25 protein-coding genes are annotated in these 25093 nt (G+C 69.7%); 11 read left to right on the forward strand and 14 right to left on the reverse strand.

From position 1 onward, the window contains the following. Positions 1-66: 66 nt before the first annotated feature. The 6 genes from MRBLMI1x_RS00755 to MRBLMI1x_RS00780 all read right to left on the reverse strand — a co-directional run bounded on the left by MRBLMI1x_RS00755 (position 67) and on the right by MRBLMI1x_RS00780 (position 7131). Positions 67-1899, reverse strand: a complete 1833-nt coding sequence (locus MRBLMI1x_RS00755; protein WP_363454967.1) for a hypothetical protein — start codon at positions 1897-1899, stop codon at positions 67-69. A gap of 98 nt (positions 1900-1997) precedes the next feature. Further along, complete coding sequence (locus MRBLMI1x_RS00760; RefSeq protein ID WP_363454970.1) at positions 1998-3188, reverse strand: bifunctional 2-methylcitrate synthase/citrate synthase; 1191 nt, start codon at positions 3186-3188, stop codon at positions 1998-2000. A 22-nt stretch (positions 3189-3210) separates the two neighbouring features. After that, positions 3211-4110: a methylisocitrate lyase gene (gene prpB, locus MRBLMI1x_RS00765; RefSeq protein ID WP_116227516.1), complete on the reverse strand. Its 900-nt coding sequence runs from the start codon at positions 4108-4110 to the stop codon at positions 3211-3213. Positions 4111-4270: 160 nt separating this feature from the next. Beyond that, positions 4271-5797, reverse strand: a complete 1527-nt coding sequence (locus tag MRBLMI1x_RS00770; RefSeq protein ID WP_363454973.1) for an MmgE/PrpD family protein — start codon at positions 5795-5797, stop codon at positions 4271-4273. Beyond that, the gene (locus MRBLMI1x_RS00775) at positions 5794-6465 is read right to left on the reverse strand and encodes a GntR family transcriptional regulator (RefSeq protein ID WP_363454976.1); all 672 of its coding nucleotides are present in this window, start codon (positions 6463-6465) and stop codon (positions 5794-5796) included. Before MRBLMI1x_RS00775 ends, MRBLMI1x_RS00770 begins: the two co-directional genes overlap by 4 nt. Before the next feature lie 57 nt (positions 6466-6522). Next, positions 6523-7131 carry a TetR/AcrR family transcriptional regulator gene (locus MRBLMI1x_RS00780; RefSeq protein WP_018187436.1) on the reverse strand — a complete coding sequence of 203 codons (609 nt, stop codon included), beginning with the start codon at positions 7129-7131 and terminating at the stop codon, positions 6523-6525. 66 nt (positions 7132-7197) lie between these two features. Between MRBLMI1x_RS00780 and MRBLMI1x_RS00785 the strand changes: the two genes are divergently transcribed. Further along, entirely contained in the window at positions 7198-8175 is a 978-nt protein-coding gene (locus tag MRBLMI1x_RS00785) for a zinc-binding dehydrogenase (protein ID WP_311857974.1), read from the forward strand. A 49-nt stretch (positions 8176-8224) separates the two neighbouring features. Then, positions 8225-8758, forward strand: coding sequence for a ribonuclease H family protein (locus MRBLMI1x_RS00790; protein ID WP_018187438.1), 534 nt, complete (start codon positions 8225-8227; stop codon positions 8756-8758). Between the two features lies 1 nt (position 8759). On the opposite strand, the gene MRBLMI1x_RS00795 is transcribed toward MRBLMI1x_RS00790, so the two are convergent. Together MRBLMI1x_RS00795 and MRBLMI1x_RS00800 are read right to left on the reverse strand one after the other, a co-directional pair. Further along, the gene (locus MRBLMI1x_RS00795) at positions 8760-9236 is read right to left on the reverse strand and encodes an NUDIX domain-containing protein (RefSeq protein ID WP_363454981.1); all 477 of its coding nucleotides are present in this window, start codon (positions 9234-9236) and stop codon (positions 8760-8762) included. A gap of 16 nt (positions 9237-9252) precedes the next feature. Then, positions 9253-10266: an aldo/keto reductase family protein gene (locus MRBLMI1x_RS00800; protein WP_018187440.1), complete on the reverse strand. Its 1014-nt coding sequence runs from the start codon at positions 10264-10266 to the stop codon at positions 9253-9255. Positions 10267-10437: 171 nt separating this feature from the next. On the opposite strand from MRBLMI1x_RS00800, the gene MRBLMI1x_RS00805 reads away from it, so the two are divergent. The 3 genes from MRBLMI1x_RS00805 to MRBLMI1x_RS00815 are packed head-to-tail and all read left to right on the forward strand — an operon-like array spanning position 10438 to position 13288. Continuing rightward, positions 10438-11481 (forward strand): ABC transporter substrate-binding protein, encoded by a 1044-nt coding sequence (locus MRBLMI1x_RS00805; protein ID WP_363454984.1) that lies wholly within the window; start codon positions 10438-10440, stop codon positions 11479-11481. Then, complete coding sequence (locus tag MRBLMI1x_RS00810; protein WP_363454987.1) at positions 11454-12530, forward strand: FecCD family ABC transporter permease; 1077 nt, start codon at positions 11454-11456, stop codon at positions 12528-12530. Before MRBLMI1x_RS00805 ends, MRBLMI1x_RS00810 begins: the two co-directional genes overlap by 28 nt. Next, entirely contained in the window at positions 12527-13288 is a 762-nt protein-coding gene (locus MRBLMI1x_RS00815; protein ID WP_363454990.1) for an ABC transporter ATP-binding protein, read from the forward strand. The genes MRBLMI1x_RS00810 and MRBLMI1x_RS00815 overlap by 4 nt, the downstream gene beginning before the upstream one ends. A gap of 41 nt (positions 13289-13329) precedes the next feature. Here the strand turns inward: MRBLMI1x_RS00815 and rlmN are convergent, their stop codons facing one another. Beyond that, positions 13330-14589 carry a 23S rRNA (adenine(2503)-C(2))-methyltransferase RlmN gene (gene rlmN / locus MRBLMI1x_RS00820; RefSeq protein ID WP_414685561.1) on the reverse strand — a complete coding sequence of 420 codons (1260 nt, stop codon included), beginning with the start codon at positions 14587-14589 and terminating at the stop codon, positions 13330-13332. Positions 14590-14647: 58 nt separating this feature from the next. Here rlmN and MRBLMI1x_RS00825 point away from each other — a divergent pair, with 58 nt between their 5' ends. The 3 genes from MRBLMI1x_RS00825 (at position 14648) to MRBLMI1x_RS00835 (ending at position 19136) form a co-directional block, all read left to right on the forward strand. Next, on the forward strand, positions 14648-15541 hold the full coding sequence (locus MRBLMI1x_RS00825) for a PRD domain-containing protein (protein WP_020098595.1): 894 nt from the start codon (positions 14648-14650) through the stop codon (positions 15539-15541). A gap of 219 nt (positions 15542-15760) precedes the next feature. After that, positions 15761-17620 carry a beta-glucoside-specific PTS transporter subunit IIABC gene (locus tag MRBLMI1x_RS00830; RefSeq protein ID WP_363454994.1) on the forward strand — a complete coding sequence of 620 codons (1860 nt, stop codon included), beginning with the start codon at positions 15761-15763 and terminating at the stop codon, positions 17618-17620. A gap of 97 nt (positions 17621-17717) precedes the next feature. After that, entirely contained in the window at positions 17718-19136 is a 1419-nt protein-coding gene (locus MRBLMI1x_RS00835; RefSeq protein WP_363454997.1) for a glycoside hydrolase family 1 protein, read from the forward strand. 1 nt (position 19137) lies between these two features. On the opposite strand, the gene mmuM is transcribed toward MRBLMI1x_RS00835, so the two are convergent. After that, complete coding sequence (gene mmuM / locus MRBLMI1x_RS00840) at positions 19138-20061, reverse strand: homocysteine S-methyltransferase (RefSeq protein ID WP_363455000.1); 924 nt, start codon at positions 20059-20061, stop codon at positions 19138-19140. 56 nt (positions 20062-20117) lie between these two features. Between mmuM and MRBLMI1x_RS00845 the strand changes: the two genes are divergently transcribed. Both MRBLMI1x_RS00845 and MRBLMI1x_RS00850 read left to right on the forward strand, forming a co-directional pair. Then, on the forward strand, positions 20118-20585 hold the full coding sequence (locus MRBLMI1x_RS00845) for a GNAT family N-acetyltransferase (protein ID WP_363455003.1): 468 nt from the start codon (positions 20118-20120) through the stop codon (positions 20583-20585). Positions 20586-20631: 46 nt separating this feature from the next. Then, positions 20632-21480 carry a Cof-type HAD-IIB family hydrolase gene (locus MRBLMI1x_RS00850; protein ID WP_363455006.1) on the forward strand — a complete coding sequence of 283 codons (849 nt, stop codon included), beginning with the start codon at positions 20632-20634 and terminating at the stop codon, positions 21478-21480. Between the two features lie 134 nt (positions 21481-21614). Here MRBLMI1x_RS00850 and MRBLMI1x_RS00855 read toward each other — a convergent pair whose 3' ends face one another. The 3 genes from MRBLMI1x_RS00855 to MRBLMI1x_RS00865 are packed head-to-tail and all read right to left on the reverse strand — an operon-like array spanning position 21615 to position 24004. Next, positions 21615-22445, reverse strand: a complete 831-nt coding sequence (locus MRBLMI1x_RS00855; RefSeq protein ID WP_363455009.1) for an SDR family oxidoreductase — start codon at positions 22443-22445, stop codon at positions 21615-21617. A gap of 15 nt (positions 22446-22460) precedes the next feature. Then, complete coding sequence (locus MRBLMI1x_RS00860; protein WP_363455012.1) at positions 22461-23231, reverse strand: enoyl-CoA hydratase/isomerase family protein; 771 nt, start codon at positions 23229-23231, stop codon at positions 22461-22463. A gap of 11 nt (positions 23232-23242) precedes the next feature. Then, positions 23243-24004: an SDR family NAD(P)-dependent oxidoreductase gene (locus tag MRBLMI1x_RS00865; protein WP_336124847.1), complete on the reverse strand. Its 762-nt coding sequence runs from the start codon at positions 24002-24004 to the stop codon at positions 23243-23245. A 131-nt stretch (positions 24005-24135) separates the two neighbouring features. Between MRBLMI1x_RS00865 and MRBLMI1x_RS00870 the strand changes: the two genes are divergently transcribed. Next, the gene (locus MRBLMI1x_RS00870; protein ID WP_363455017.1) at positions 24136-24861 is read left to right on the forward strand and encodes an aminoglycoside 3'-phosphotransferase; all 726 of its coding nucleotides are present in this window, start codon (positions 24136-24138) and stop codon (positions 24859-24861) included. Between the two features lie 4 nt (positions 24862-24865). Here MRBLMI1x_RS00870 and MRBLMI1x_RS00875 read toward each other — a convergent pair whose 3' ends face one another. Then, entirely contained in the window at positions 24866-25084 is a 219-nt protein-coding gene (locus tag MRBLMI1x_RS00875; protein WP_363455020.1) for a hypothetical protein, read from the reverse strand. Positions 25085-25093 lie beyond the last annotated feature (9 nt).

Below are 25093 nucleotides of genomic sequence, written 5' to 3' on the forward strand. Positions count from 1 at the left end.
GAAGGTGCTCGGCCACTGGTCATGCAGATGTCCTGAATACCACGTGGGGCGTCCCGGTGGGGAAAATCAGCGTGCCGCGGGGACCTCGAACCGCACGGACACGGATGCCCCGTTCGCGACCAGCACCGTGGGTGTCACGATCGTGGCCTCGCTCGCCTTCCGCGGGCCCGCCGTCGACGTGTAGGACACCTCCCGCGTGACGACATCGGAACGATGGTTGTCGTCGAGCCCCGCGACGAACTGCGCGAAGGTCCGCGGCGCGGGCCCTTCTCCCCCGAACTCGTCATCGGCATCCGGAGCGAACAGCTCGACCTGGTACGTGCTGCGCACATCCCTCGGCACCGTCAGCGTAAACGGCGCGTACTCCGTCACCTTCTCCGCTCCCGGGGCAGGGCTGAGCACCGCGCGGAACGAATACGACCCGCCGCGAGCGACTTTGGTGACACTGCCCGATTCCACCGTCACCCATTTACCGCCCTTGAGCATCTGCACACCGCCCACCTTCGCGATCCGGTGGTCCGACTCGAAACGCGTCAAGACATGGACTGACTGAATCCGGACCTCCTCGAAAGAGTTGCTCTGCAAGGCAGCCACGTCGTTGGCGACGCCCTCACCGACGACGTACGGCAGATCCGTCTTGCTCGAATACCGATTGGCGTTCTTCAGGATCGCTGTACTTCCGTCGGCACGCTGGTAGGTGATTCTCCATTCCACCCGGGCAGAACCCTCTTGCACGTTGTCGAGCATGCGGACGACCTCGTTCCCGAGCTGCGTGTACGCCGCGCTCGCGACGAATTGCTGCTCCGAGACATTCGTGGTCATGGCGTTCTTCACATCCCCATACGCGCTGGTCGTGCGAACTTCGATCGTCGGGCGGATGATCCCCAACTTCGCGCGGACGCCGACGGTCCGATCCTCGACGAGCTTGCCCTTCGGTTTGCCGATCGCACTGATCAGCTTGTAGGAGCCCTCCGGATCCGGAACAATCCGCGCGGTCAGTGCGCCGTGGATGTTGGCGGACAGCTTCGAGTTGCCGCTGCTCGGATGACCGAAAGCGAAGACCTCCGTGCCGCAGACAGCGGTCACGGTGCCGACGCTGGCCTCGGTGATCGCGCCGTACCCATACGACACCGCGATGTTGCCGCCCGCGAGGATCGGATAATCGCGTGCACGATACTCCCCGCCGGGGACCGCGCGCCCGGTCGCGGCAACGCCCCGGAATCCGTCGATGCGATCGCTCAGCCGGGTTGTCGTCTCATCGATGTCGGACGCCGAGGAGCCGATCGTCACTCGGACCGGGTCGATGCGCTTGAGGGTGGCACTGCGCGCGGTCGACGGCTCGTTCACCATGTCCTCAACGCTCTCGGTCTGCGAGCGGCCGAGGGTCTTGGACGCCGGCAGGACGCCGAGCGACTTGATGTACGCGGCGGGAGTGACGCCGACCACGTTGTTCGGCAGCGAACTGAATCCGTAGGAGATCGCTCCGATGAGTCTCTGCCGGTCGTCGTAGACGGGTGAGCCGGACATCCCGGCCCATACTCCTGTGTCGAGTTCGCCCGGCTCGCCGTTGATGCCATCGAGCCTCACCAGCAGCAGGTCCCGCGGCTGGCCCGCGGTGTCCGCCCCCAGCGCGTTGTACAGCTTGCCGACGTATTCACCCGAGAGGGTGCTGGCGTACTCGCCCGTCAGGCTCGTCTTCCACCAGATCCGCTGGCCCGCCTTGAGGAGATTCATCGGCGAGATCGCGAGTTTCTGCCCGGGCAGATCGCAGAACAGGCGCGGATTCTCCGAGACGGCACTCGACGGCGCCGCGGTCAGCGCGCCGAGGACGACGGCCCCGGCCAGCATGGCGACAACGGCGTGGACTCTCGCCCACCTCCGCACAGGACGATATGACATGAGAACCACCCCAGGATCTCCCGGCGCGTCACAGATGAGCCCTGCTCCATCGCCAGGACCTCCTGGATACCACGCCCACGCGTCCGCGTGGGAAAATATCAGCCCGCGGCCTCCTCCGGCCGCTCCAGCGCCTCGACCTCGGCGGCATCCGGAACGTAACCCTCGATGTGCCGCTCGACCGAACCGCTGTACGCCGCCAGGGGGCGGATGAGGGCGTTGGATGCCTGCTGTTCCATGATGTGCGCCGCCCACCCGGTGATGCGGGCGGCGATGAACAGCGGCGTGAACGTCAGCGTGTCGAAGCCCATGAGGCTGTACGCCGGGCCCGACGGGTAGTCGAGGTTGGGGTAGATGCCCTTGCGCGAGACGAACTCGGACTCGAGCGTCTCGTACAACTCGGCGACGTCGGGCCGGTCGTAGTGCTCGACGAGTGTGTCGAGCGCGGCCTTCATCGTCGGCACGCGCGAGTCGCCGCGCTTGTAGACCCGGTGGCCGAAGCCCATGATCTTGCGCTTGGCGGCGAGGGCCTCGTCGAGCCACGGCACGACGGCGTCGGCCGAGCCGATCTCGTCGAAGATGTGCATGACGGCCTCGTTCGCGCCGCCGTGGAGCGGTCCCTTCAGCGCGCCGATCGCACCGACCACCGACGAGTACAGGTCGCTCAGCGTCGACGCGATCACGCGGGCGGTGAACGTCGACGCGTTGAACGAGTGCTCGGCGTAGAGGACCATCGAACGGTTGAACGCGTCGATGACGGCCTCGTCGGGCTCCTCGCCGAAGGTCATCCAGAGGAAGTTCGCGGCGTACCCGAGGTCCTCACGCGGCTCGACGATCTCCTGCCCCCGGCGGCGGCGCTGACCGTACGCGACGACGGCGGGGAGGATCGCGAACAGGCGGATGCTGCGGTCCAGGTTCTCCGCCGGCGTCCCCGCGGCATCCAGCACGTTCGCGATGCCCGCGGTCTCGAACGCGCCGAGCAGGCTGACGACCGTCCGCGCCTCGTCCATCGGGTGCGCCGAGGTCGGCATCGCGTCGATGAAGGAGCGGATGTCGGCGGGCAGCGCCCGGTTCGCCCGTTCGACCGCCTGCAGTTCGGCGAGCTGGTCGCCGGTCGGCAGTTCGCCGTGCCACAGCAGGTAGGCGACCGCCTCGAACGGCTGCGTCGCCGCGAGCTCCTGTACGGGATACCCGCGGTACAGCAGGGAGTTGGTCTCGGGGTTGACCTTGCTGATCGCCGTCGTGTCGGCGTAGACGCCGGCGAGGCCCTTCTTGATGTCGGGGTCGCTCATGTTCGCTCCTGTTCGTCGACCGTCAGCGGTCGATGCGGAAGGTGAAGACGTTCGTGTCGAAGTGGTTGTACGACTCGTAGTCGATGAGGTCGTACAGGTCGGCGCGGTGCTGCATCTCGCCGAGGCGGGACGTCAGGTGCCCCTCGTCGATCAGCGTATCGAGCGCACGCTCGGCCGCGCCCATCGCGATGCGCAGGAGCGACACCGGCCAGATCACGATGTTCACCCCGACGTCCCGCAGCTGGTCGACCGTGAACAGGTCGCTCTTGCCGAACTCGGTCATGTTCGCGAGGATCGGCACGTCGACCGCCTCGCGCACGGCGGCGAACTCCTCGAGGGTCCGCATCGCCTCGGGGAAGATCGCATCGGCGCCGGCATCCACCAGTTTGCGCGCGCGGTCGGTCGCGGCATCCAGCCCGTCGACGGCCCGGATGTCGGTGCGCGCCATCACGAGGAAGTTCGGGTCGCGACGCGCGTCGACGGCGGCGCGGATGCGCTTGAGTGCCGTGTCCTCGTCGACGACCGCTTTGCCGTCCAGATGGCCGCAGCGCTTCGGGTTCACCTGATCCTCGATGTGCGCACCGGCGATGCCGGCGTCCTCGAGGGTCTGGATCGTCCGCGCCACGTTCATGGGCTCGCCGAACCCCGTGTCGGCATCGATGATCGCGGGGAGCTCCGTCTGGCGGGCGATCTGCTGGCCGCGGGCGGCGACCTCGGTCAGTGTCGTCAGTCCGATGTCGGGGAGCCCGAGATCGGCGGAGAGGACGGCGCCCGAGATGTAGACGCCCTCGAAGCCCTTCCGTTCGATGAGGCGGGCCGACAGCGGGTTGAACGCGCCGGGGAAGCGCAGCAGCTCCCCCGTCGCGAGCCGCTCGCGGAACAGACGGCGCTTCTCGTGCGCGGGTGTCTGTGCGTACAGCATCAGCGCGCCTCCCTTCCGCCCACGGGGCGTTCCGTATTCAGTCCCGACGTATCGTCGCCGTCGACACGCGCCCCTGAACCGCGCGGTTCGAGACACCCGCCAGGCCGGACGCCCGAGCGCAGAGACTGAATACCGAACGCTCGACCCATCAGCCCGGTCATCAGAACAGCCCCTTCGGGGCCGGCGCCGCTTCGAGCACGCCCGGCGCCACAACGATGTCGAGCTGCCGCACCTCGTCGGCCGTCAGCTCGGGCAGGCGCTCCACCAGCGCGAGGAACCGGTCGATCTCGGCGGGCTCGAGCACGGGCTCCGCCAGCAGCCGGAACTTGCGCACGTAGTCCGCGCGGGCGAACGGGCGGGCTCCGAGGGGATGTGCATCCGCGACGGCGATCTCGTCCACGACGGTCGAGCCGTCGGTCAGCGTGATCTCGACCCGACCGCCGAACGCCTTCTCGTCGGGGTCCTCCGAGTGGTAGCGGCGCGTCCACTCGGCATCCTCGGCCGTCGTCACCTTGTGCCAGAGCTCGACCGTGTCGGGCCGACCGGCGCGCGCGGGCGCGTACGAGTCGACGTGGTGCCACCCGCCGTCCTGCAGCGCGACCGCGAAGATGTACGGGATCGAGTGGTCGAGGGTTTCGCGGGATGCCGTCGGGTCGTACTTCTGCGGGTCGCCGGCGCCCGAGCCGATCACGTAGTGCGTGTGGTGGCTCGTGTGCAGCACGATCGAGGCGATGTTCGCCGGGTCGCGGAGCTCGGGACGCTCGGTGCCGAGCTTGCGGGCCAGGTCGATCCACGCCTGCGCCTGATACTCGGCCGAGTGCTCCTTCGTGTAGGTGTCGAGGATGCCGCGCTTCGGCTCGCCGGCTGCCGGGAGCGGCACGTCGTACGCGGCGTCCTTGCCGTCGAGGAGCCACGCGATGACGCCGTCCTCCCCCTCGTAGATGGGGGACGGCGAGGTCTCGCCGCGCATCGCACGGTCGACGGCCTCGACCGCCGTCTTGCCGGCGAAGGCGGGGGCGTGCGCCTTCCACGTGGAGATCTCGCCCTTGCGCGACTGACGCGTCGCGGTCGTGGTGTGGAGAGCCTGGCCGACGGCCTGGTAGATCGTGTCGACGTCGAGGCCGAGGAGTGTGCCGATGCCCGCGGCCGCGGAGGGGCCGAGGTGTGCGACGTGGTCGATCTTGTGCTTGTGCAGGCTGATCGCTCGGACGAGGTCGACCTGGATCTCGTATCCGGTGGCGAGGCCGCGGACGAGCGCGGCGCCGTCGGCGCCGACGTGCTGCGCGACGGCCAGGATCGCGGGGATGTTGTCGCCCGGGTGCGAGTACTCCGCCGCGAGGAAGGTGTCGTGGTAGTCGAGTTCACGCACGGCGACGCCGTTCGCCCACGCCGCCCACTCGGGGCTCGTGCGGGTCTCGTTGTCGACGCCGAAGACCGTTCCGCCGTGGCCGCCGGTCGACACCGGGTGCGACAGCGCCTGCGAACGGGCCGCGCTGACGGGTCGACGGGTGAGGGATGCCGCGGCCACCGCCGCGTTGTCGATGATCCGGTTCATGATCATGTCGATGACGTCGGACTCGACCGCGACCGGGTCGACGGCGACCTGGGCGATCTTGTAGGCGAGCTGCTCCTCGCGGGGAAGCGGCTCGTCGCTGCGGTAGACGCGGACGTGGTGGGTGACGGTCATGTCGTTTCCTCCGGGGTGTCGGACAGGGAGTCGAGTATCGAGGTCAGGGCGTTGTGCAGGTGCACGTGCGTCGCGTGCGCGGCGAGGTCGGCATCGCCTGACGCGATCGCGCTCGCGATGAGACGGTGCTCCGAGACGGATGCCGCGAGTCGTTCGGGCTTGTCGCGGGCGAGACGCCGGACGCGTACGAGATGCGTGCGGACGGTGCGCAACGCGGACGTCAGGTAGTCGTTGCCGACGGCCGCGTCGAGCTCCGCATCGAATCGCGCGATGAGCGCGTAGTACGCGTCGGCATCGGAGACGGGCCCATCGCCGGCGTCGACGGCGGCGAAGTCCGCGGCGAGCGCAGCGAAGATCGAGCGGTCCGGCGCACGCGAGGCCAACCGCGCCGCCGTCTCCTCGAGCGCGCGGCGGACGTCGAAGAGCGCGCGGATGTCGTCGACGTCGATGCCGGTGACGACGGTGACCCGCGGCGATGCCTGCTCGACGAGCCCATCGGCGGCCAGACGGCGGAGCGCCTCACGCAGCGGGGTCCGGCTCACCCCGAGCCGCGCAGCCTGCTCGACCTCGCCCAGCACGGCGCCGGGGCGCAGCGTGCCGTCCTGGATCTCGGCCAGCAGCGTCTCGTACGCGCGCACGCCGGCGAAACGCGCGGGGGCATCGGTCATGGCCTCAGTGTATGCACAAGGCGACCCTCCGGGGGCGGGCGAGCCTGAATCGGGAAGTTATGTATACACGGACACGGCACCGGCATCCCATGAGGCGACGGCCGTCAGCACGGCCTCGAGGCTGCGGTCCGCGGCATCCGGATCCACCCTCGCGACGGCAAGCGCCGCGATGACGAGCGATGCGCAGACCTCCGCCAGCGCCGCTCGCGACCCTGCGGAGATCTCGGGTCGCGCGGAGTCGACGCCCGCAGCGATCGCGGATCGGAGCTCATCCGTGTACCCCGTGACGAGCGCACGCACGTCCGGATCGTCGTCGACGACGGGTGCGCACGCGGCGTTGAGCAGCAGGCATCCCGCCTGCGCCCGGGGGGTGCCGCTGGCGATCGCAGCGCGCATCTCGGCGATGTACCGCTCGAGCGCCTCGGGACCGGCATCCGCCTGATGTAGGCGACCGATGCGCGAGCGCACGACCTCATCGAGGTACCGCGCTACGACGGCTTCGAAGAGCCCCTTCTTGCTGCCGAAGGCGTGGTAGAGGCTCGAGCGCTTCAGACCGGTCGCTTGCTCGAGCTCCCCGATGCCGGTCTCGGCGTAGCCGCGCGCCCAGAAGACGTCGCGCGCGGCGCGGATGACGTCGTCGCGGTCGAATGCGCTGGTGCGGCCCATGGTGGATCCTCTCGGTCACTCGTAGTATATTGTACCGATCGTTACACAATGACGCTTGGAGAAAACATGCGCGCAGTCACCCACCCCGTTTTCGGCGAACCGGCCGACGTCCTGGAGACGACGGAGACCCCCGACCCGACGCCCGGCGCCGGTGAGGTCCGCGTCCGCCTCCTCGCCTCCCCCATCCACAACCACGACCTGTGGACCATCCGCGGCACCTACGGCTTCAAGCCGGAACTCCCCGCCCGCTCCGGCACCGAGGCCGTCGGTGTCGTCGAAGAGCTCGGCGAGGGCGTCGAGAACCTGCAGGTCGGTCAGCGTGTCGCCACCGGCGGCACCTTCGGCGTCTGGGCCGAGCAGTTCGTCGCCCGCGCCGCAGGCCTCATCCCCGTGCCCGAGGGCCTTCCCGACGAGCAGGCCGCGCAGCTGGTCTCCATGCCGTTCAGCGCGATCAGCCTCATCGACTTCCTCGACCTCAAGCCCGGCGACTGGATCGTCCAGAACGCCGCCAACGGCGCCGTCGGCCGCATGGTCGCTCAGATGGGTCGCGCCCGCGGCCTGAACGTCGTCGGCCTCGTCCGCCGCAGCGCCGCCGTCGCCGAGCTCGCCGATCAGGGTATCGACCGCATCGTCGCCGTCGACACCGACGACTGGCGCGACAAGGTCGCCGAGATCACCGGCGGCGCCTCGATCATCGCCGGCGTCGACTCCGTCGGCGGCGAGTCGAGCGGCCATGTCCTCTCGCTCCTCGGCGAGAACGCCACCCTCGTCGTCTTCGGCGCGATGGATGCCCCGGTCATGGAGCTCGCCTCGGGCCCGGTCATCTTCCGTCACATCACGATCAAGGGCTTCTGGGGCAGCAAGGTCAGCACCCAGATGGATGCCGCCAAGCGCGGCCAGCTCTTCGGCGAGCTCGCCCAGCACCTCTCGTCCGGCGTCCTGACCCTCCCGGTCTCGGCGACCTTCCCGCTCGAGCAGGCGCGCGACGCCGCCCGTGCGAGCCTGACCGCCGGCCGCGTCGGCAAGGTCCTGCTGCGCCCGTGACCCGGGGCCTGTGCGCGGCCTCCGTGCCGCGCACGGGTACCGTGGACCGGTGACCGAAACCTCCCGCTATGTCGTGGCCACCGACGGCGCCTGCAAGGGCAACCCCGGACCGACGGGGTGGGCCTGGGTCGGCGAGGACGGCCACTGGGCCGCGGGCTCGGTCATCCAGGGCACCAACAACGTCGGCGAATTGCTCGGTCTCCTGAAGGCGATCGAGGATCACGCGGATGTCAGCGAGCTCGTGGTCCAGGCGGACTCGAAGTACGCGATCGACACCTACGAGAGGTGGATGGACGGTCACCGACGCCGCGGCTGGAAGACCTCCACCGGTGCGCCGACCAAGAACGTCGACCTTCTCGAGCAGCTGATCGTGGCTCGTGACGCCCGCCGCGCGGCAGGCCTTCCCGACGTCGTACTCGAGCATGTCCGCGGCCACCGGGGTCACGTCCTCAACGAGTGGGCCGACGAGCGCGCCGTGCGCGGGGCGGAACACGCGGCATCCGGCAAGGAATCCGCGTGGTCGTCGCTCGGCGGCAAGCACGAGAAGCTCGACGTGTCCGAGGCGCCCAAGAAGAAGCGCTGACTCAGCGGGCCTGAGCCAGCAGCTCCACCAGCCGATCGAGTGCGGGCCGCTGCCCCTTCACGACGCGTTCACGGGCCCGGGCCAGCGGCATCCACTCGGCGCGATCGACCTCCGGGAACGATGCCGTCCGGCCCGATCGCGGCGGCCACTCCATCTCGAACTCGCCGAACACGAACGCGTCCGCCTCGAAGCCGGCGCCGTCGGCGACGAAGACCGTCACCCGCTTGCCCGACGAGTACGCGAACGTGCCGAGCTCGGCGTAGTCGGCCTCGGGCGGCAGGACGCCGAGCTCTTCGTGGAACTCCCGCTTCGCGGCATCCAGCGCATCCTCGCCGTCCTCGAGCTCGCCCTTCGGGATCGACCAGGCACCCTCGTCCTTGTTCGCCCAGTACGGCCCGCCCATGTGAGCGACGAACGCCGACACCCCGCCCTCACCGTCGAGACGGTAGAGCAGGATGCCGGCGCTGTGCGTGGCCACGGACGGGCGACGCGCGTCAGATCAGGCGGGACTTCGGTGAGACCGAGTACGTCTCCTCCGGGTCGGTGACCGCTGCCGGCGCGAGCGCATCGTTGATGGCGGCGTACGTGTCGTCGTCGAGCTCGATGCCCGAGGCCTTCACGGTGTCCTCGAGCTGCTCGGGACGCGACGCCCCGATGATCGCCGCGGCGATGTTCGGGTTGTGCAGCACCCACGCGAGGGCGAGCTGCGGCATCGTGATGCCCGCACCCTCGGCGATCGGCTGCAGCTTCTGCACGGCGGAGAGGGTCTCGTCCTTCATGAAGCGCTTGATCATGTCGGATCCGCCCTTCTCGTCGGTCGCGCGCGACCCCTCGGGGAGCGGCTGACCCGGCTTGTACTTCCCGGTGAGGACGCCCTGCGCCAGCGGCGACCAGACGATCTGCGAGATGCCGAGCTCCTCGGAGGTCGGGACGACCTTGCCCTCGATGACGCGCCACAGTGCGGAGTACTGCGGCTGGTTCGATACGAGCTGGAAGCCCAGTTCCTTCGACAGAGCGTGTCCGGCGCGGAGCTGCTCAGCGGTCCACTCGCTGACGCCGATGTAGAGCGCCTTGCCCTGGCGGACGATGTCGGCGAAGGCCTGCATCGTCTCCTCGAGCGGGGTCTCGTAGTCGTAGCGGTGCGCCTGGTAGAGGTCGACGTAGTCGGTGTTCAGCCGCTTCAGCGAGCCGTTGATGCCCTCGAGCAGGTGCTTGCGCGACAGCCCGTGATCGTTCGGACCCTTGGGGCCGGTCGGCCAGTAGACCTTCGTGAAGATCTCGAGGGACTCGCGGCGCTGACCCTTGAGTGCCTCGGCGAGGACAGACTCGGCCGCCGTGTTGGCGTATGCGTCGGCGGTGTCGAACGAGCTGATGCCGAGGTCGAGGGCCTTGTGGACCGTCGCGATCGCCGCGTCGTTCTCGACCTGGGACCCATGGGTGAGCCAGTTGCCGTAGGTGAGTTCGGTGATCTTGAGGCCGCTGTTGCCCAGGAATCGATAGTTGACCATGTCACCGACGCTACTCCCGGGCCTCGTCCGGATTCGCCCCTTGACAGAGTCTCGCCAAACGCGGCGGACGGCGTCGAGGCACCCGGTGCCGAGCGAGGCGATTCGGGAAGGTAAGGCTTACCTTGCTACGATCGACCATCGACGTCCCCGGCCCCCGACGAGAGACCATCGATGCCCTTCCCCCGCCGTTCCGCTCTGCTCGCCACCCTGACCGTCGCCGCCCTCGCCCTCTCGGGCTGCGGGGCCTCCGAGGTCGTGGCGCAGAAGGCCGCCTCCTCCGGCGAGGAATCGACCGACTACCCGCTCACGATCGAGAACTGCGGGCGGACGGTCGAGGTGGATGCGGCGCCGCAGCGCGTCGTGTCGCTCGATCAGAACTCGACCGAGATCCTCCTGTCGCTCGGCCTCGCCGACCGCATCGTCGGCACCGCGTCGTGGACGGACCCCGTGCTCCCATCGCTCGCCGAGGCGAACGAGGACGTCCCGCGCCTCGCGGACAACGCCCCGACCTACGAGGTCGTCCTCGGCACCGATCCGGACTTCGTGACGGCGTCGTTCGGGCGCCACTACGCCGAGGGCGGCGTCGTCACGCGCGATCGGTTGGATGAAACCGGCATCGGCTCGTACCTCTCGCCCACCGACTGCTCCGACGACCGGAGCGTCAACGGCGGCGGGACGCGCACCGCCCCACTGACCGTCGACGACCTCTACCGCGAGATCAGTGAGCTCGCCGAGATCTTCGACGTCCCGTCCCGCGGCGACGCGCTCATCGCCTCACTGAAGAAGCGCGCCGCGGCAGCCGTCGAGGGCGTCGACTTCGGCGGCGAGAAGGTGCTGTTCTGGTTCGCCGACACCCGCACGCCCTACGTCGCGGGCGGCAGCGGCGCCCCGGCGATCCTCGCGCGCGAGACCGGCATGACTCCCGCGTTCCCCGCCGAGACCGACGACTGGCCGGCCACCTCCTGGGAGGCCGTCGTCGACGCCGCGCCCGACGTGATCGTCCTCGGCGACCTGCAGCGCGACCGCTTCCCCGGTGACCGACTCGACGACAAGGTCGCCTTCCTCGAGAGCGACCCCGTCACCCGCTCGCTCGACGCCGTGAAGAACACCCGCTTCATCGCCCTGCACGGCGCCGAGATGAACCCCTCGATCCGCTTCGTCGACGGGCTCGAGAAGATCCGCGCCTGGTGGGACGAGAACGAGGCGGGGCGCTGACCGCCACCGCGGCGCTGCCTCATCGCCGGGCCCGCCGCATCCCGCTCGCGATCGTCGCCACGGCGCTGTCGGTCGGCCTCGTCGTCCTGACGATCGCCGTCGCACTGACGCTCGGCCCCGCGAACGTGTCGCTCGTGAACGTCCGCGACGTCATCACCAATCACCTCGGCGTCACCGACATCCCGGTGCGCGTCGCGGCCGATGCGATCGTCTGGCAGGAGCGTCTGCCGAGGGCGCTCGTGGCCGCCGCGTGCGGTGCCGGACTCGGCCTCTGCGGCATCATCCTGCAGTCGTTGCTGCGAAACCCCCTCGCCGACCCGTTCGTCCTCGGCGTCTCCTCCGGCGCCTCGACCGGCGCGGTCCTGTTCGGCGTGTTCGGGATCGGCGGCGGCATCCTCACCCTCTCGGGCGGCGCGTTCCTCGGCGCACTCGTGGCGTTCGGGCTCGTCCTCGTCGTGTCGCGCTTCACGGGCGGGGGCACCGCATCGTTCATCCTGGCGGGCATCGCGGCGACGCAGTTCTTCTCCGCGCTCACCTCACTCGCCGTGTTCGCCTTCGCCGACTCCGACGAGACGCGCGGCGTGATGTTCTGGCTCCTCGGCTCGCTCGAGGGCGTCCGCTGGGACGACGTCGTCCTCTGCGCCGTCGTCGTCCTCATCGGCTCGGTCGTCGCGGTCGCCTCGGTGCGCCCACTCGACGCCTTCGCGTTCGGCGACGACGTCGCGGCATCCCTCGGCATCCATGTCGCGCGCACCCGGATGCTGCTCCTCGTCCTGACGGCGCTGATCGCCGCAACCCTCGTCAGCGTCGCCGGCGCGATCGGGTTCGTCGGGCTGGTCCTGCCCCACGCCGCACGCCTGATCGTGGGCTCCCGTCACGCCCGCGTGATCCCCGTGACGATCGGTCTCGGCATGGTGTTCATGATCGGGGTGGATGCCGTGTCCCGCGTCGCGTTCGCGCCGACACCGCTCCCCGTAGGTGTCGGCACCGCGCTGATCGGTGTGCCGGTCTTCGTCGCCCTCCTCGTCCGACGTCGGAGGCGCGCATGAGTCTCGTCGCCGAGCACGTGTCGTGGCGCCGCGGTGGCGCCCTCGTCGTCGACGACGTCTCGCTCATACCGAAGCCCGGATCCGTCGTCGGCCTCCTCGGCCCCAACGGGTCGGGCAAGTCGTCGCTCCTGCGCCTGCTGCAGGGCATCGCGAGACCCGACGCGGGCCGGGTCCTGCTCGACGGTTCCGACATCCGCCACCGCGGACGTCGCGAGGTGGCGCGGACCGTCGCCGCGGTCACGCAGCACGCGACGACCGAGGTCGACCTCACGGTCCGCGACGTCGTCCGCCTCGGCCGCACACCGCACGCCTCGCTCTGGGGGCCGGATCGCGCCCGCGACGATGAGGTCGTTGACGCCGCCCTCGCGCAAGCGGGCCTGACGGCGAAGGCCGATGCCCGCTGGCACACCCTCTCGGGCGGCGAGCAGCAGCGCACGCAGATCGCCCGCGCCCTCGCGCAGGAACCCCGCGAGCTCCTACTCGACGAGCCGACCAACCACCTCGACATCCGCCATCAGCTCGAGCTGCTGAGCCTCGTGCGGACCCTCCCCGTCACCGTCGTCGTGGCCCTCCACGACCTCAACCTCGCGGCGATGTTCTGCGACGAGGTGCTCGTCCTGGCCGCCGGCCGCGCCGTCACGGCCGGCCCTCCGGCCGAGGTCCTCACGGACGGACTCATCGAGGAGGTCTACGGCGTCCGGTGCCGTGTCACGGTCGACGACGGTCGGCCGACGATCGCCTTCACGCCGCCGGCGTGACGGAAGGTACCGTCGCCACCGGCGTGACGGAGTGACCGGGCTCAGACGGATGCTGCCGCGGCTACCTGGTCGTCCTCGGTCGCCACGAGCTGGCCGCACGCGCCGTCGATCTCCTTGCCGCGGGTGTCGCGGAGGGTCGTCGGGATGCCGGCCTCGTTGAGGCGCCGGACGAACTCGTTCTGCACGTCGACGTCCGACGAGGTCCAGATCGATCCGGGCGTCGGGTTGAGCGGGATGGGGTTCACGTGCACCCAGCCGCGGCCGCGCTGGTTGAGCTTCTCGGCGAGGAGGTCGGCGCGCCAGGCGTGATCGTTCATGTCCTTGATGAGCGCGTACTCGATCGAGACGCGTCGGCCGGTCTTCTCGAAGTACTCGCGCGCAGCGTCGAGGGCCTCGTCGACCTTCCACCGCGAGTTCACCGGGATGAGCTCGTCGCGCAGCAGATCGTCGGGCGCGTGCAGCGACAGCGCGAAGGTGACCGGAATCTCCTCGGCGCTCAGCTTGCGGATCGCGGGGACGAGGCCGACGGTCGAGATCGTGATGCCTCGGGCGCTCATGCCGAGGCCGTGCTTCTTGTCGACCATCGTGCGGACGGCCTGCATGACGCGGGCGTAGTTGGCGAGGGGTTCACCCATCCCCATGAAGACGATGTTCGTGACGCGCTCGTCCTTGTGTCCCACCTTGCGGGGGTCGCCGAGGCCGCCGTCGGCGATGAGCCGGTTGGCACGGACGACCTGGTCGACGATCTCGGCCGCCGACATGTTGCGCGTGAGCCCGGCCTGGCCGGTGGCACAGAACGGGCAGTTCATGCCGCAGCCGGCCTGGCTCGACACGCACAGCGTGATGCGGCCGGTGTAGCGCATGAGCACCGACTCGACGAGGGCGCCGTCGTGCAGGCGCCACAGGAACTTGATCGTGTCGCCGCCGTCGGTCTCGAGGCGGCGCACCTCGGTCATGAGGTTCGGCAGGAGGCCGCCGACCAGCTCCTCGCGGTTGCCCGCCGGGAGGTCGGTCATGTGGGCGGGGTCCGACGTGTAGTGCTGGAAGTAGTGCTTCTCGAGCTGACCGGCGCGGAAGCCCGGCATCCCGAGCTCGGTCAGCTTCTCGACGCGCGCGGCGTGATCGAGGTCGGCGAGGTGCACCGGCGGCTTGCCGCGCTTGGGGCTCGCGAACTGCAGGAGCGGGCGACCCTCGGCATCCTTCGCCTGCGTCCACCCCTCGGTCGTGGGCCGCACCTGCTTGGGTGTCGTCGTGCGCACGGCGGACATGCCCTCAGGGCGCGCGGAGGGGGACTCGGTCATGGGTTCCAGGCTACCGGGGACGGGCTGGATGGACGCCGGGCGACCGTAGACTCGGGGCATGACGGATGGGGCTCCGCAGCGTCGCGGAACGGTTGCGCACAAGGTGCTCAACAACAACGTCGTGATCTCCCTCGACGAGCAGGGTCGGGAGCGGGTGCTCATGGGCCGCGGCCTGGGGTTCCAGCTGAAGCCGTCCGACACCCTCGACCCCGCCAAGGTCGAGAAGACCTTCATCCTCGACACCGGGGAGGACGGCGAGCGCGAGCGCCGCATGCTCACCGACACCCCTTACGCGATCATCGAAGCGGTCTCGCGGGCCGTCGACCAGGCCGAACGATCGCTCGGTCACCAGCTCGGCCGCCCGCTGACGATCGCCGTCATCGATCACGTGCAGTTCGTGCTCGAGCGGCTCGCGAAGGGCATCCGCATCCCGGTGGCGAACATGCCGGAGCTGCGGGTCCTGCACCCCGCGGAGTTCGCAGCCGCCAAGGCAATGGCCGAGTCGATCTCGGCTGCCCTTGACACGGAGCTGCCTGCGGAGGAAGCCGTCTTCCTCACGATGCACGTCCTCAACGCGACCCGCGACGAACCCAACGGCACGGCGGCACTGCTGTTCCGGCGCGTGCAGCACGTCGTGATGACGGTCGAGAACGGCCTCGGCGTCTCGCTGGACGTCGACAGCCCCGACTACGCGCGGTTCGTCCTGCACATCCAGTTCCTGCTGCAGCGCCTCGTGTCGCGCACGATGCTCCGCAGCGGCGACAGCTCGTTCTTCGAGTTCGCGAAGCACAGCTACCCGCGCTCGTTCGCCATCGCCCAGGAGGTCAAGGCCTACGTCATGGCGGCGACCGAGTCAGAGCTGACGGATGAGGAACTGCTCTACGTGATCGTCCACGTCGAGCGCCTGGCCTCCCAGGTCGGCGCCGCAGCCACGGGGACCGCCGAGGACTGAACCCCTGGCGCTTTCATGCGGGCGCATGCTAACGTGACGTTCCGCAGGGCGATGCAGCCCTGCACGCGACGGATTGTTACTGCGGCAGCAGGCAAAACCTGAACTCACATCGCTTTCGAGCGATGAACGAGTTCAGGTTTTTTTGTTGCCCGGAAACGGACCCGACGCGTGCCCCACCCGAGACTGCCGCGCCGATGCGGCAAGGAAGAGCGTGTCCCCATGGACTACTCGAAGACCGCGGCCGGAGTCCTCCAGGGCGTCGGCGGAGAAGAGAACGTCAGTTCGCTCGTGCACTGCGCGACCCGGCTGCGTTTCGTGCTGAAAGACGAGTCGAAGGCCGACACCGCCGCCGTGAAGGCGACGCCCGGTGTCGTGACGGTGGCTCAGGCCGGTGGCCAGTACCAGGTCGTCATCGGCAACGACGTCCCCGACGTCTTCGCCGAGATCGGCAAGATCTCGAAGCTCGGTGCAGCCTCTTCCGACGGCGCCGCGAACGATGCCCCGAAGGGCAATCTGTTCAACCGCTTCATCTCGATGATCTCGTCGATCTTCACCCCCGTCCTCTGGGCGCTCGCCGGAACCGGTCTGCTGAAGGCGTTCCTGGCCGCGGCGGTGACCTTCAACTGGATCACGACGGACACGACCACCTACGCCGTCCTCAACGCCCTGTCGGACGCGTTCATCAACTTCCTGCCGATCGCGCTGTCGATCACCGCCGCGCGGTACTTCAAGGCGAACGAGTGGACCTCGCTGGCCATCGCCGGAGCCCTCGTCTACCCGACGATGGCGGGCCTCGTGGGCCAGCCGGGTCTCACCTTCTTCGGCATCCCGTTCACGATGGTCAGCTACGTCTCGAGCGTCATCCCGATCATCGTGGTCGTGTGGCTGCAGAGCCACGCCGAGAAATTCCTCTACCGCGTCCTGCCGGGCGCCGTGAAGCGCTTCATGACCCCGATGATCGTGGTTCTGTTCGCTGTCCCGCTCGTGTTCGTCGTCATCGGCCCGATCTCGGACCTCCTCGGCGGCGGCCTCGGCAAGGGCATCGGCTGGGTCTTCGACAACGCCCCGTGGGCGGGCGGCGCGATCATGGGCGGCCTCTGGCAGGTCTTCGTGATCTTCGGTCTGCACTGGGGCCTCGTCCCGCTGTTCACCCTCGAGTTCCAGACGACGGGGCAGATCCTGCTCGTCGGGCCCGTGTTCGCCGCCGTCCTCGCGCAAGCAGCCGCCGTCGCCGGCGTCTGGGTGCGCGCCCGCAACAAGAACCTCAAGTCGCTGGCCGCGCCCGCGACGCTGTCAGGCTTCCTCGCCGGGATCACCGAGCCCGCGATCTACGGCATCAACCTGCCGCTCAAGCGCCCGTTCGCCTTCGGTATCGTCGGCGGCGCGATCGGTGGCGCGATCATCGGCATCGGCGGCGTCTTCGCGAAGGCGTTCGTCGTCCCCTCCGGTCTCGCCCTCCCGGCGCTTTTCGGCAACGGCAACATGATCATGCTCATCATCGGCCTCGGCGTCGCGATCGTCGTCCCGTTCCTGCTCACCGCGATCGTCGGCTTCGTCGAGCCGGCCGAGGATGCCGCCCCCGCGCCGGCCTCGGCGGAGAACGACCTCGTCGTCCTCAGCCCGCTCGACGGGACGGTCGTCGACCTGTCCGAGACGCCGGATGCCGCGTTCGCGGAGGGTGCGCTCGGCGACGGCGTCGCGATCCTCCCCCGCAGCGGCGCCCTGTACGCGCCGTTCGATGCGACGGTCGCCGCGGCCTTCCCGACCGGTCACGCGATCGGTCTGCGTCACGCCGACGGCGCCGAGGTGCTGATCCACATCGGCATCGACACCGTCAAGCTCGCCGGACAGCACTTCGATGTGAAGGTCACCACCGGCCAGCAGGTGAAGGCCGGCGATCTGCTCCTCGAGTTCGACGGCGACGCGATCGAGAAGGCCGGGTACGACCTGACCACCCCGGTCGTCGTCACCAACGGCGAGCTCTACCCGGCGATCACGGACCTCGCCTCGGGCCCCGTCGCGCACGGCGAGCCGCTGTTCACGGCGGTCTCGGTCGAGTCCGCTGCCGTCACGGCCTGACCCGATCCGGATGCCGGGTGCCGCCCGCACCCGAAGCGGGGGCGCCCGGCATCCACCCTCCCCCTCGAAGACACACGACACGACACGAAAGCGACTCATGAGCACCATCTCGTTCCCCGACGGCTTCCTCTGGGGCGGCGCGACCGCCGCGAACCAGCTCGAGGGCGCATACCTCGAAGACGGCAAGGGACTCTCGATCCAGGACGTGATGCCGCAGGGCATCATGACCCCCCGGACCGACGGCCCGACGGACGACAACCTCAAGCAGGTCGGCATCGACTTCTACCACCGCTACGCCGAGGACATCGCGCTCTTCGCCGAGATGGGGTTCAAGACCTTCCGGTTCTCGATCGCCTGGAGCCGCATCTTCCCGAAGGGTGACGAGACGGAGCCCAACGAAGCCGGCCTCGCCTTCTACGACCGCGTCCTAGACGAGCTCGAGCGCCACGGCATCGAGCCGCTCGTGACCATCTCTCACTACGAGACGCCGCTGCACCTCGCCGAGACCTACGACGGCTGGGTGAACCGCGACATGATCGGGTTCTACGAGCGCTACGTGCGGACCCTCTTCTCGCGCTACGGCGCGCGCGTGAAGTACTGGCTGACCTTCAACGAGATCAACTCGATCGTCCACGCGCCGTTCATGTCGGGCGGGATCAACACCCCCAAGGACGAGCTGTCCCCCTCGGACCTGTACCAGGCGATCCACCACGAGCTCGTGGCATCCGCCCTGGCGACGAAGGCCGCCCGAGAGCTGGCGCCGAACGCGCAGGTCGGGTGCATGGTGCTGTCCATGCCGGTCTACCCGCTGACGCCGAACCCCGACGATGTCTTCGCCGCCCTCACGACCGAGCGCGTCAACCTCGCCTTCGGCGACATCCACGTGCGCGGCGAGTACCCGGGCTACTACCTGCGGAGCCTGCGCGAACAGGGCGTCGAGCTGACCATCACCGACGAGGACCGGACGCTCCTCAAGGAGAACACCGTCGACTTCGTGTCGTTCAGCTACTACTCCTCGATCTGCGAGACCACCGACGAGTCGAAGCGCGTCATGGGCGAAGGCAACCTCTTCGGCGGCGTCAAGAACCCGACGCTCAAGGAGTCGGAGTGGGGCTGGCAGATCGACCCCGTGGGCCTTCGCCTCGTGCTCAACCAGTTCTGGGACCGCTGGCAGAAGCCGCTGTTCATCGTCGAGAACGGCCTCGGTGCGAAGGACCAGCTGGTCGAGGTCGACGGTGTGAAGACCGTCCAGGACGACTACCGCATCGCCTACCTGCAGGCGCACCTCGAAGCCGTCGGCGAGGCGATCGCCGACGGCGTGGATCTCATGGGCTACACGACGTGGGGCTGCATCGACCTCGTCTCGGCGTCGACCGCGCAGCTCAGCAAGCGCTACGGATTCATCTACGTCGACCGCAACGACGACGGATCGGGATCGCTCGATCGCTACAAGAAGGCGTCGTTCGACTGGTACGCCGAGGTGATCCGCACCAACGGCGCATCGCTCTCGCGCTGACTCACCCCCCGATGCGGTCGTGGTTCGCCACGGCCGCATCGCTGTGTCCCGGGCCGCCGAGCCGTGCGGCGAGCGCCGCGATGTCGGCGGGGGTCGTCCGGCAGCATCCGCCGATGAGGCGGGCACCGGCATCCACCCATGCCTCCGCCTCGGTGAACGCCGCTCCCGCCTCGCCCCGCCAGGACCGGGATGCCGCGTCCCACGTCTCGCCGCTGTTCGGGTAGACGACGGCGGCCGTCCCCATCGGCACACGGTCGAGCACGGTGGTGATGAGCGGCGGCGCGCAGCAGTTGGCGCCGACCGCGACGACGCCCGGGGCGGAGGCCGCCGCGGCGAGCGCGCCTGCGAGGCCGTCGCCCTCGAACGCCGTACTCGCTGCCGAGAGCGAGATCCATGCCGGGACGTCGATCCCCTCGAGCGCGAGGGCGATCGCCTCGACCTCGGCGGGAGAGGCGATGGTCTCGATAGCGAGCAGGTCGGGTCCCGCACCGGCGAGCACCTCGATCCGACGGCGATGCCAGCGGGCGAGGTCGGCGACCGTCATCCCGTAGTCGCCCGTGTACTCGCTGCCGTCGGCGCGCACGGCTCCGAAGGGCCCGACGGATGCCGCGACCCACGCCCGTCCTTCCGCCGCCTCGCGGGCGAGCCGGACCGACGCCGCGAGCAGCCCGTCGACGGCCGCCCCGTCGTACCCGGCCGCGCCGAGGTTGTCGTACCCGAGTTGGTACGAGGCGGTGGTGATCATCTCGGCGCCCGCAGCGACGAACTCGGCGTGCACGTCGCGGACGTCTCCGGGCGCGTCGATGAGGACGCCGGCCGACCAGAGCGCGCCGGTGAGATCGTGCCCCCGAGCCTCGAGCATCGTCCCGAGTCCCCCGTCCAGGATCAGGGGGCGGTCGGCGATCGCGGTGCGGACATCGGGCATGCGGTCACTTTAGGCTCGCGGGGCTTCGGCCCCGGTCCCGCATTACGCTGAATGATGTGACGACTCCCCGCATCCGCCCGATCTCCGTCGACGACGCGGGCGAGGTCCTCACCCTGCAACGGGCCGCCTTCGTGCAGGAGGCGCTCATCTACAACGCGGTCGACATGCCGCCGCTCACGCAGACCCTCGACGAGGTGCGGGCCGAGCTCGAGGAGAACCTCGGCTGCGTCGCTCTCGAGGGCGAGCGCATCGTCGGCTGCGTGCGTGCCCGCGTCGACGGGGATCTGCTGCTCATCGGCCGCATCGCGATCGCCCCCGACCAGCAGGGTTCCGGGCTCGGCACGAGCCTGCTCACCGCGGTCGAGGAGCGGGGCCGTGAGGCCGGCGCGACGACGGCCGAGCTGTTCACCGGGTCGCTCAGCGAGGCGAACATCCGCCTGTACGAGCGCGAGGGGTACGAGGAGAGCGAGCGGGTGCCCGGGGACAACGGCACCGAGCAGGTCTTCCTGCGCAAGAAGCTCTGACCCCGGCGCGCACCGGCCGTCCATCTCCATCCGGGAGAATGGAGGGATGACGCGCATCGCTTTCCTTGACGTGGACGGAACCATCCTCGAGCACGGGACGGCGATCGCCGACTCGACGATCACCGCCATCCGGACGGCGCGTGAGAACGGGCACCTGGTCTACCTCTGCACGGGACGCGCGGCGGGCGACATCCACCCCAAGGTCCGTGAGATCGGATACGACGGCGCCATCACGAACGGCGGCGCGTACGCCGTCCGCGGCGAGGAGCTGCTGTTCGCCGACCCGATGCCCCGCGAGGACACCGACCGGCTGATCTCGTACTTCGAGTCCGAGGACATCGACTTCTTCCTGCAGTCCGATGAAGCCGTCTTCGCGAGCGAGGGCGTCGGCGGGATGCTGGACGAGTACTTCGCCGAGCGCCGCAAGCGCCACCTCGAAGCGGCGCGCCGGCTCGGCCAGACCGACACGATCGAGCCGAAGCCGATCGTCACGTATCGACCCATCAGCGAAGCGAACCTCGACGCGATCGCGAAGACCACGTTCATCAGCAAGCGCTCCGACAGCGTCGACCGGGCCCAGGCCGACCTCGGCGACCGGTTCCACGTCATCCCCGGCAGCATCCCGCTCCCCGGCGGATCGAACGGCGAGATCGGCCTGCGCGGCGTGAACAAGGGGTCGGCGATCCTCCGGGTCCTCGACACGCTCGGCCTCGACGTCGCCGACGCGATCGGCATCGGCGACAGCTGGAACGACGCGGAGATGTTCGACGTCGTCGGCTGCCCCGTCGCGATGGGCAACGCCGACCCCGCCCTCAAGGAGCGCGCCGGGAACGTCACGACCGACGTGCTCGACGACGGCGTCTGGAACGCGTTCGTCAAGCTCGGCCTCGTCTGAGGCTGCGCGCGGCGATCGATCCGCAGCGCGGATGCGGCGGCGCGTGCGCGGATGCAATGGATCGGGCGCGACGCCCCGGCATCCGCTCGTGACCCTCGGCGTGTCGCGCCGAGACTCCTGCTCCCGCGAACGGGTCAGTCGAGGAAGATGTCGGGGAACAGCTCGGTGTCGGGCGTGCCCGGCGTCGCCGCATAGCCCGAGAGGTCCGTGACGCCGGCCTCGCGCAGCACGTCCTCGACGATGAGCGTCTGGCCCGTGTACTCTCGGGCCGGCTTACAGAGCACCTCGTACGCGGCGTCGGCGTAGACCTCGGGCGTACGGCTGACCTTCATCATCCGGTCGCCGCCGAGGGCGAACTGCACCGCGGCCGTGGCGATCGTCGTCTGCGGCCAGAGGGTGTTGGCGGCGACGCCGTCCTTCGCGAACTCCGCCGCCATGCCGAGCGTCGCCATCGTCATGCCGTACTTCGCGAGCGTGTAGCCGGTGTGCGCGCCGAGCCATTTCGGCGACAAATTGAGGGGCGGCGACAGCGAGAGGATGTGGGGGTTGCCGGCATCCTTCAGGATCGGCAGCGCCGCGCGCGACAGCATGAAGGTGCCGCGCACGTTGACGTCCTGCATGAGGTCGTACTTCTTCGCGGCCAGCTCGAGCGAGCCCGACAGGTCGATGACCGACGCGTTGTTGACGACGATGTCGATGCCGCCGAACTCGCCCTGCGTCTTCATGACGGCCTCGGTGATGTCGCCGTCGTCGCGGACGTCGCCGACGATGGGCAGCGCGTTGCCGCCGGCCGCACGGATCTGCTCCGCGGCGGAGTGCACGGTGCCCTCGAGCTTCGGGTGAGGCGTGTCGGTCTTGGCGAGCAGGGCGATGTTCGCGCCGTCACGGGCGGCGCGAAGGGCGATCGCGAGGCCGATGCCTCGGCTGCCGCCCGACATGAGGATGGTCTTTCCGGCGAGGGTCATGGGTTCTCCAGGGGATCAGGATCGACGCGAACGGGATGCCGCGGCGAACGCGGCGACGCGGGCTTTCGAGTCGGCGGTGTCGAGCGCGGCGCCGATCGTGCGGGCCTCGTCGTCGAGGTTGTCGGCGAAGGACCGGTGGGCACCTGAGCGGACGAGGCGCTTCGCCTGGCCGAACGCGCCGGTGGCGCCGTCGAGCCAGGTGCGCGCGATCTGCTCGGCACGCTCGCGGGGCTGGTCGACGACCTCCGCGACGAGCCCCCACTCGAGCGCCGTGGGCGCATCGATCGTCGTGTCGGTGAGGAGCAGCTGCAGTGCCCGACGCTGACCGACGGCCGCGGGCAGCAGCGTCGAGACCCCGAGGTCGGGAGTGAGCCCGATGTTCGCGTACTTGCTGACGAACACCGCGCGGGGCGACGCGACGATGTAATCGGCCGTCAGCATCAGGCCGAGTCCACCGCCGGCGACCGCGCCCTGCACCGCGGCGACCATCGGGGTCGATGACTCCACGAACGTCCGGATGCCGTCGTGGATGACCCCGGCCATCTCGGTGATCGTGCCGCCGCTGCCGCCCGAGGTCGCCATCTGCACGACGTCGCCGCCGGCGCAGAAGGCCGGGCCCGCGGCATCCAGCACGATCGCCCCGACCGTGTCGTCGCCCGTCAGCTCGTGCGCGAGGTCGCGCCAGCGCGTGCCCATCTCGAAGTCCATCGCGTTCAGCGACGCGGGGCGGTTGAAGGTCAGCCGCGCGAGAGCGCCGTCGCGCTGCAGCAGGATCGTGTCGCTCATCGGTTCTCCACTCATCTGGGGGCCATGCGGATCGAGCCGTCGAGGCGGATCGTCTCACCGTTGAGGTACCCGTTCTCGACGATGTGCTGCACGAGCGCCGCGTACTCGTCGGGCTTGCCGAGCCGGGCGGGATACGGCACCTGCTGACCGAGGGACTCCTGGGCCGCCTCGGGGAGCCCCGCGAGCATCGGGGTCTCCATGATCCCGGGCGCGATCGTGCAGACGCGGATGCCGGAGCGCGCCAGCTCGCGCGCGATCGGCAGGGTCATGGCGTGCACGCCGCCCTTGCTCGCGGAGTACGCCGGCTGCCCGATCTGCCCGTCGAAGGCGGCGACGGACGCGGTGTTGACGATGACGCCGCGGTCCCCGGATGCCGTGGGTTCGGTCGCCGCCATCGCCGCCGCCGCGTGCGCGATGACGGTGTACGTGCCGATGAGGTTGATGCGGACGATGCGCTCGAAGTCCGCGACCGGGTTGGGCGACCCGTCCCGCGCGAGGACCTTCGCGGGCGGCGCAATCCCGGCGCAGTTGACGGCGACGCGAAGCGGGGCGACGGCGGATGCCGCGGCCACCGCGGCCTCGACCTGGGCGGCATCCGTCACATCGGCGGCGGCGAACGTCCCACCGAGCTCGGCCGCGATGTCGGCTCCGGCGGACGACGGCAGGTCGACGATGACGACGTGCGCGCCCTGCGCGGCGAGGCGGCAAGCGGTGGCGAGCCCGAGCCCGCTGGCTCCCCCGGTGACGACGGCGGATGATCCGGCGATGTCCATGCGCTCTCCTTCGAACGGTATCGGGTTCCACCCGACGCGCGACTGGGTGCCACGGCGACGGGATGCCTCCAGGCTAGCCGTCCCACGCTGCGGGCACGACAAACCCGTCCCCGCGACGGCAGGATGGAGGGATGTCGATCCCGCAGCACGACGCTCCGGTGCCGCCGATCGCGCGCCGGCTCGCGCGCGGCGCTGCCCTCACGCCGGTCTGGACCAACAAGCTCGGCGGGATGACGCTGCGCACCGACGACGAGCGTTACATCAAGATCGGACCGGTCCACCTCGAGACCTCGATGTCCGACGAGGCCGAACGGCTGGCCTGGGCTGCGCCGTACGTCCGCGTGCCGACCGTCGTCGAGCAGGGCGACGACGGGGAGACCGAGTGGCTCGTCACCAGATCGATCGCCGGGCTCTCGGCGGTGCACCCCGACTGGGTCGCGCGTCCCGAGACGGTGGTCCGGGCAATCGGCGAGGGCCTTCGCGCGCTGCACGAGAGCCTGCCCGTGGCATCCTGCCCCTTCGACTGGACTGTGCCGTCGCGGGTCGCGAACGCGGCGGAACGGGGTGTCGTCGTGCCGGCCGACCTTCGGGACGGGCCGCCGATCGAGCAGCTCGTCGTGTGCCACGGCGACGCGTGCGCGCCGAACACGCTGATCGGCGACGACGGCCGGTGGAGCGGTCACGTGGACATGGGACAGCTCGGCCTCGGCGACCGGTGGGGCGACATCGCCGTCGCGGCGATGAGCACCGGCTGGAACTACGGCCCCGGGTGGGACGCTCTGCTGCTCGAGGCGTACGGCGTCGACCCCGACGAGGAACGCCTCGCGTACTACCGCGACCTGTGGAACGCGACGTGAGGCGTCAGCGCATGGCGGCGTCGAACACCGCCGCCGCGATGAACAGCATGCCCGCGGCATCCGCTGCAGCCCCGTCGCACGACGCCCCGCAGGCACCGCCGGCGAAGACGGTGTGGAAGAACCAGAGCACCGCGGTGACGACGATCGCGAGCACCTGGATGACGGCGACCGCGAGGACCGCGGCCACACCGGTGGGGCGCGACGCTGCGGTGCCGGCGGTCATACCGCGGAC

Source organism: Microbacterium sp. LMI1x-1-1.1 (assembly GCF_040676205.1).
Taxonomy (GTDB): Bacteria; Actinomycetota; Actinomycetes; order Actinomycetales; family Microbacteriaceae; genus Microbacterium; species Microbacterium aquilitoris.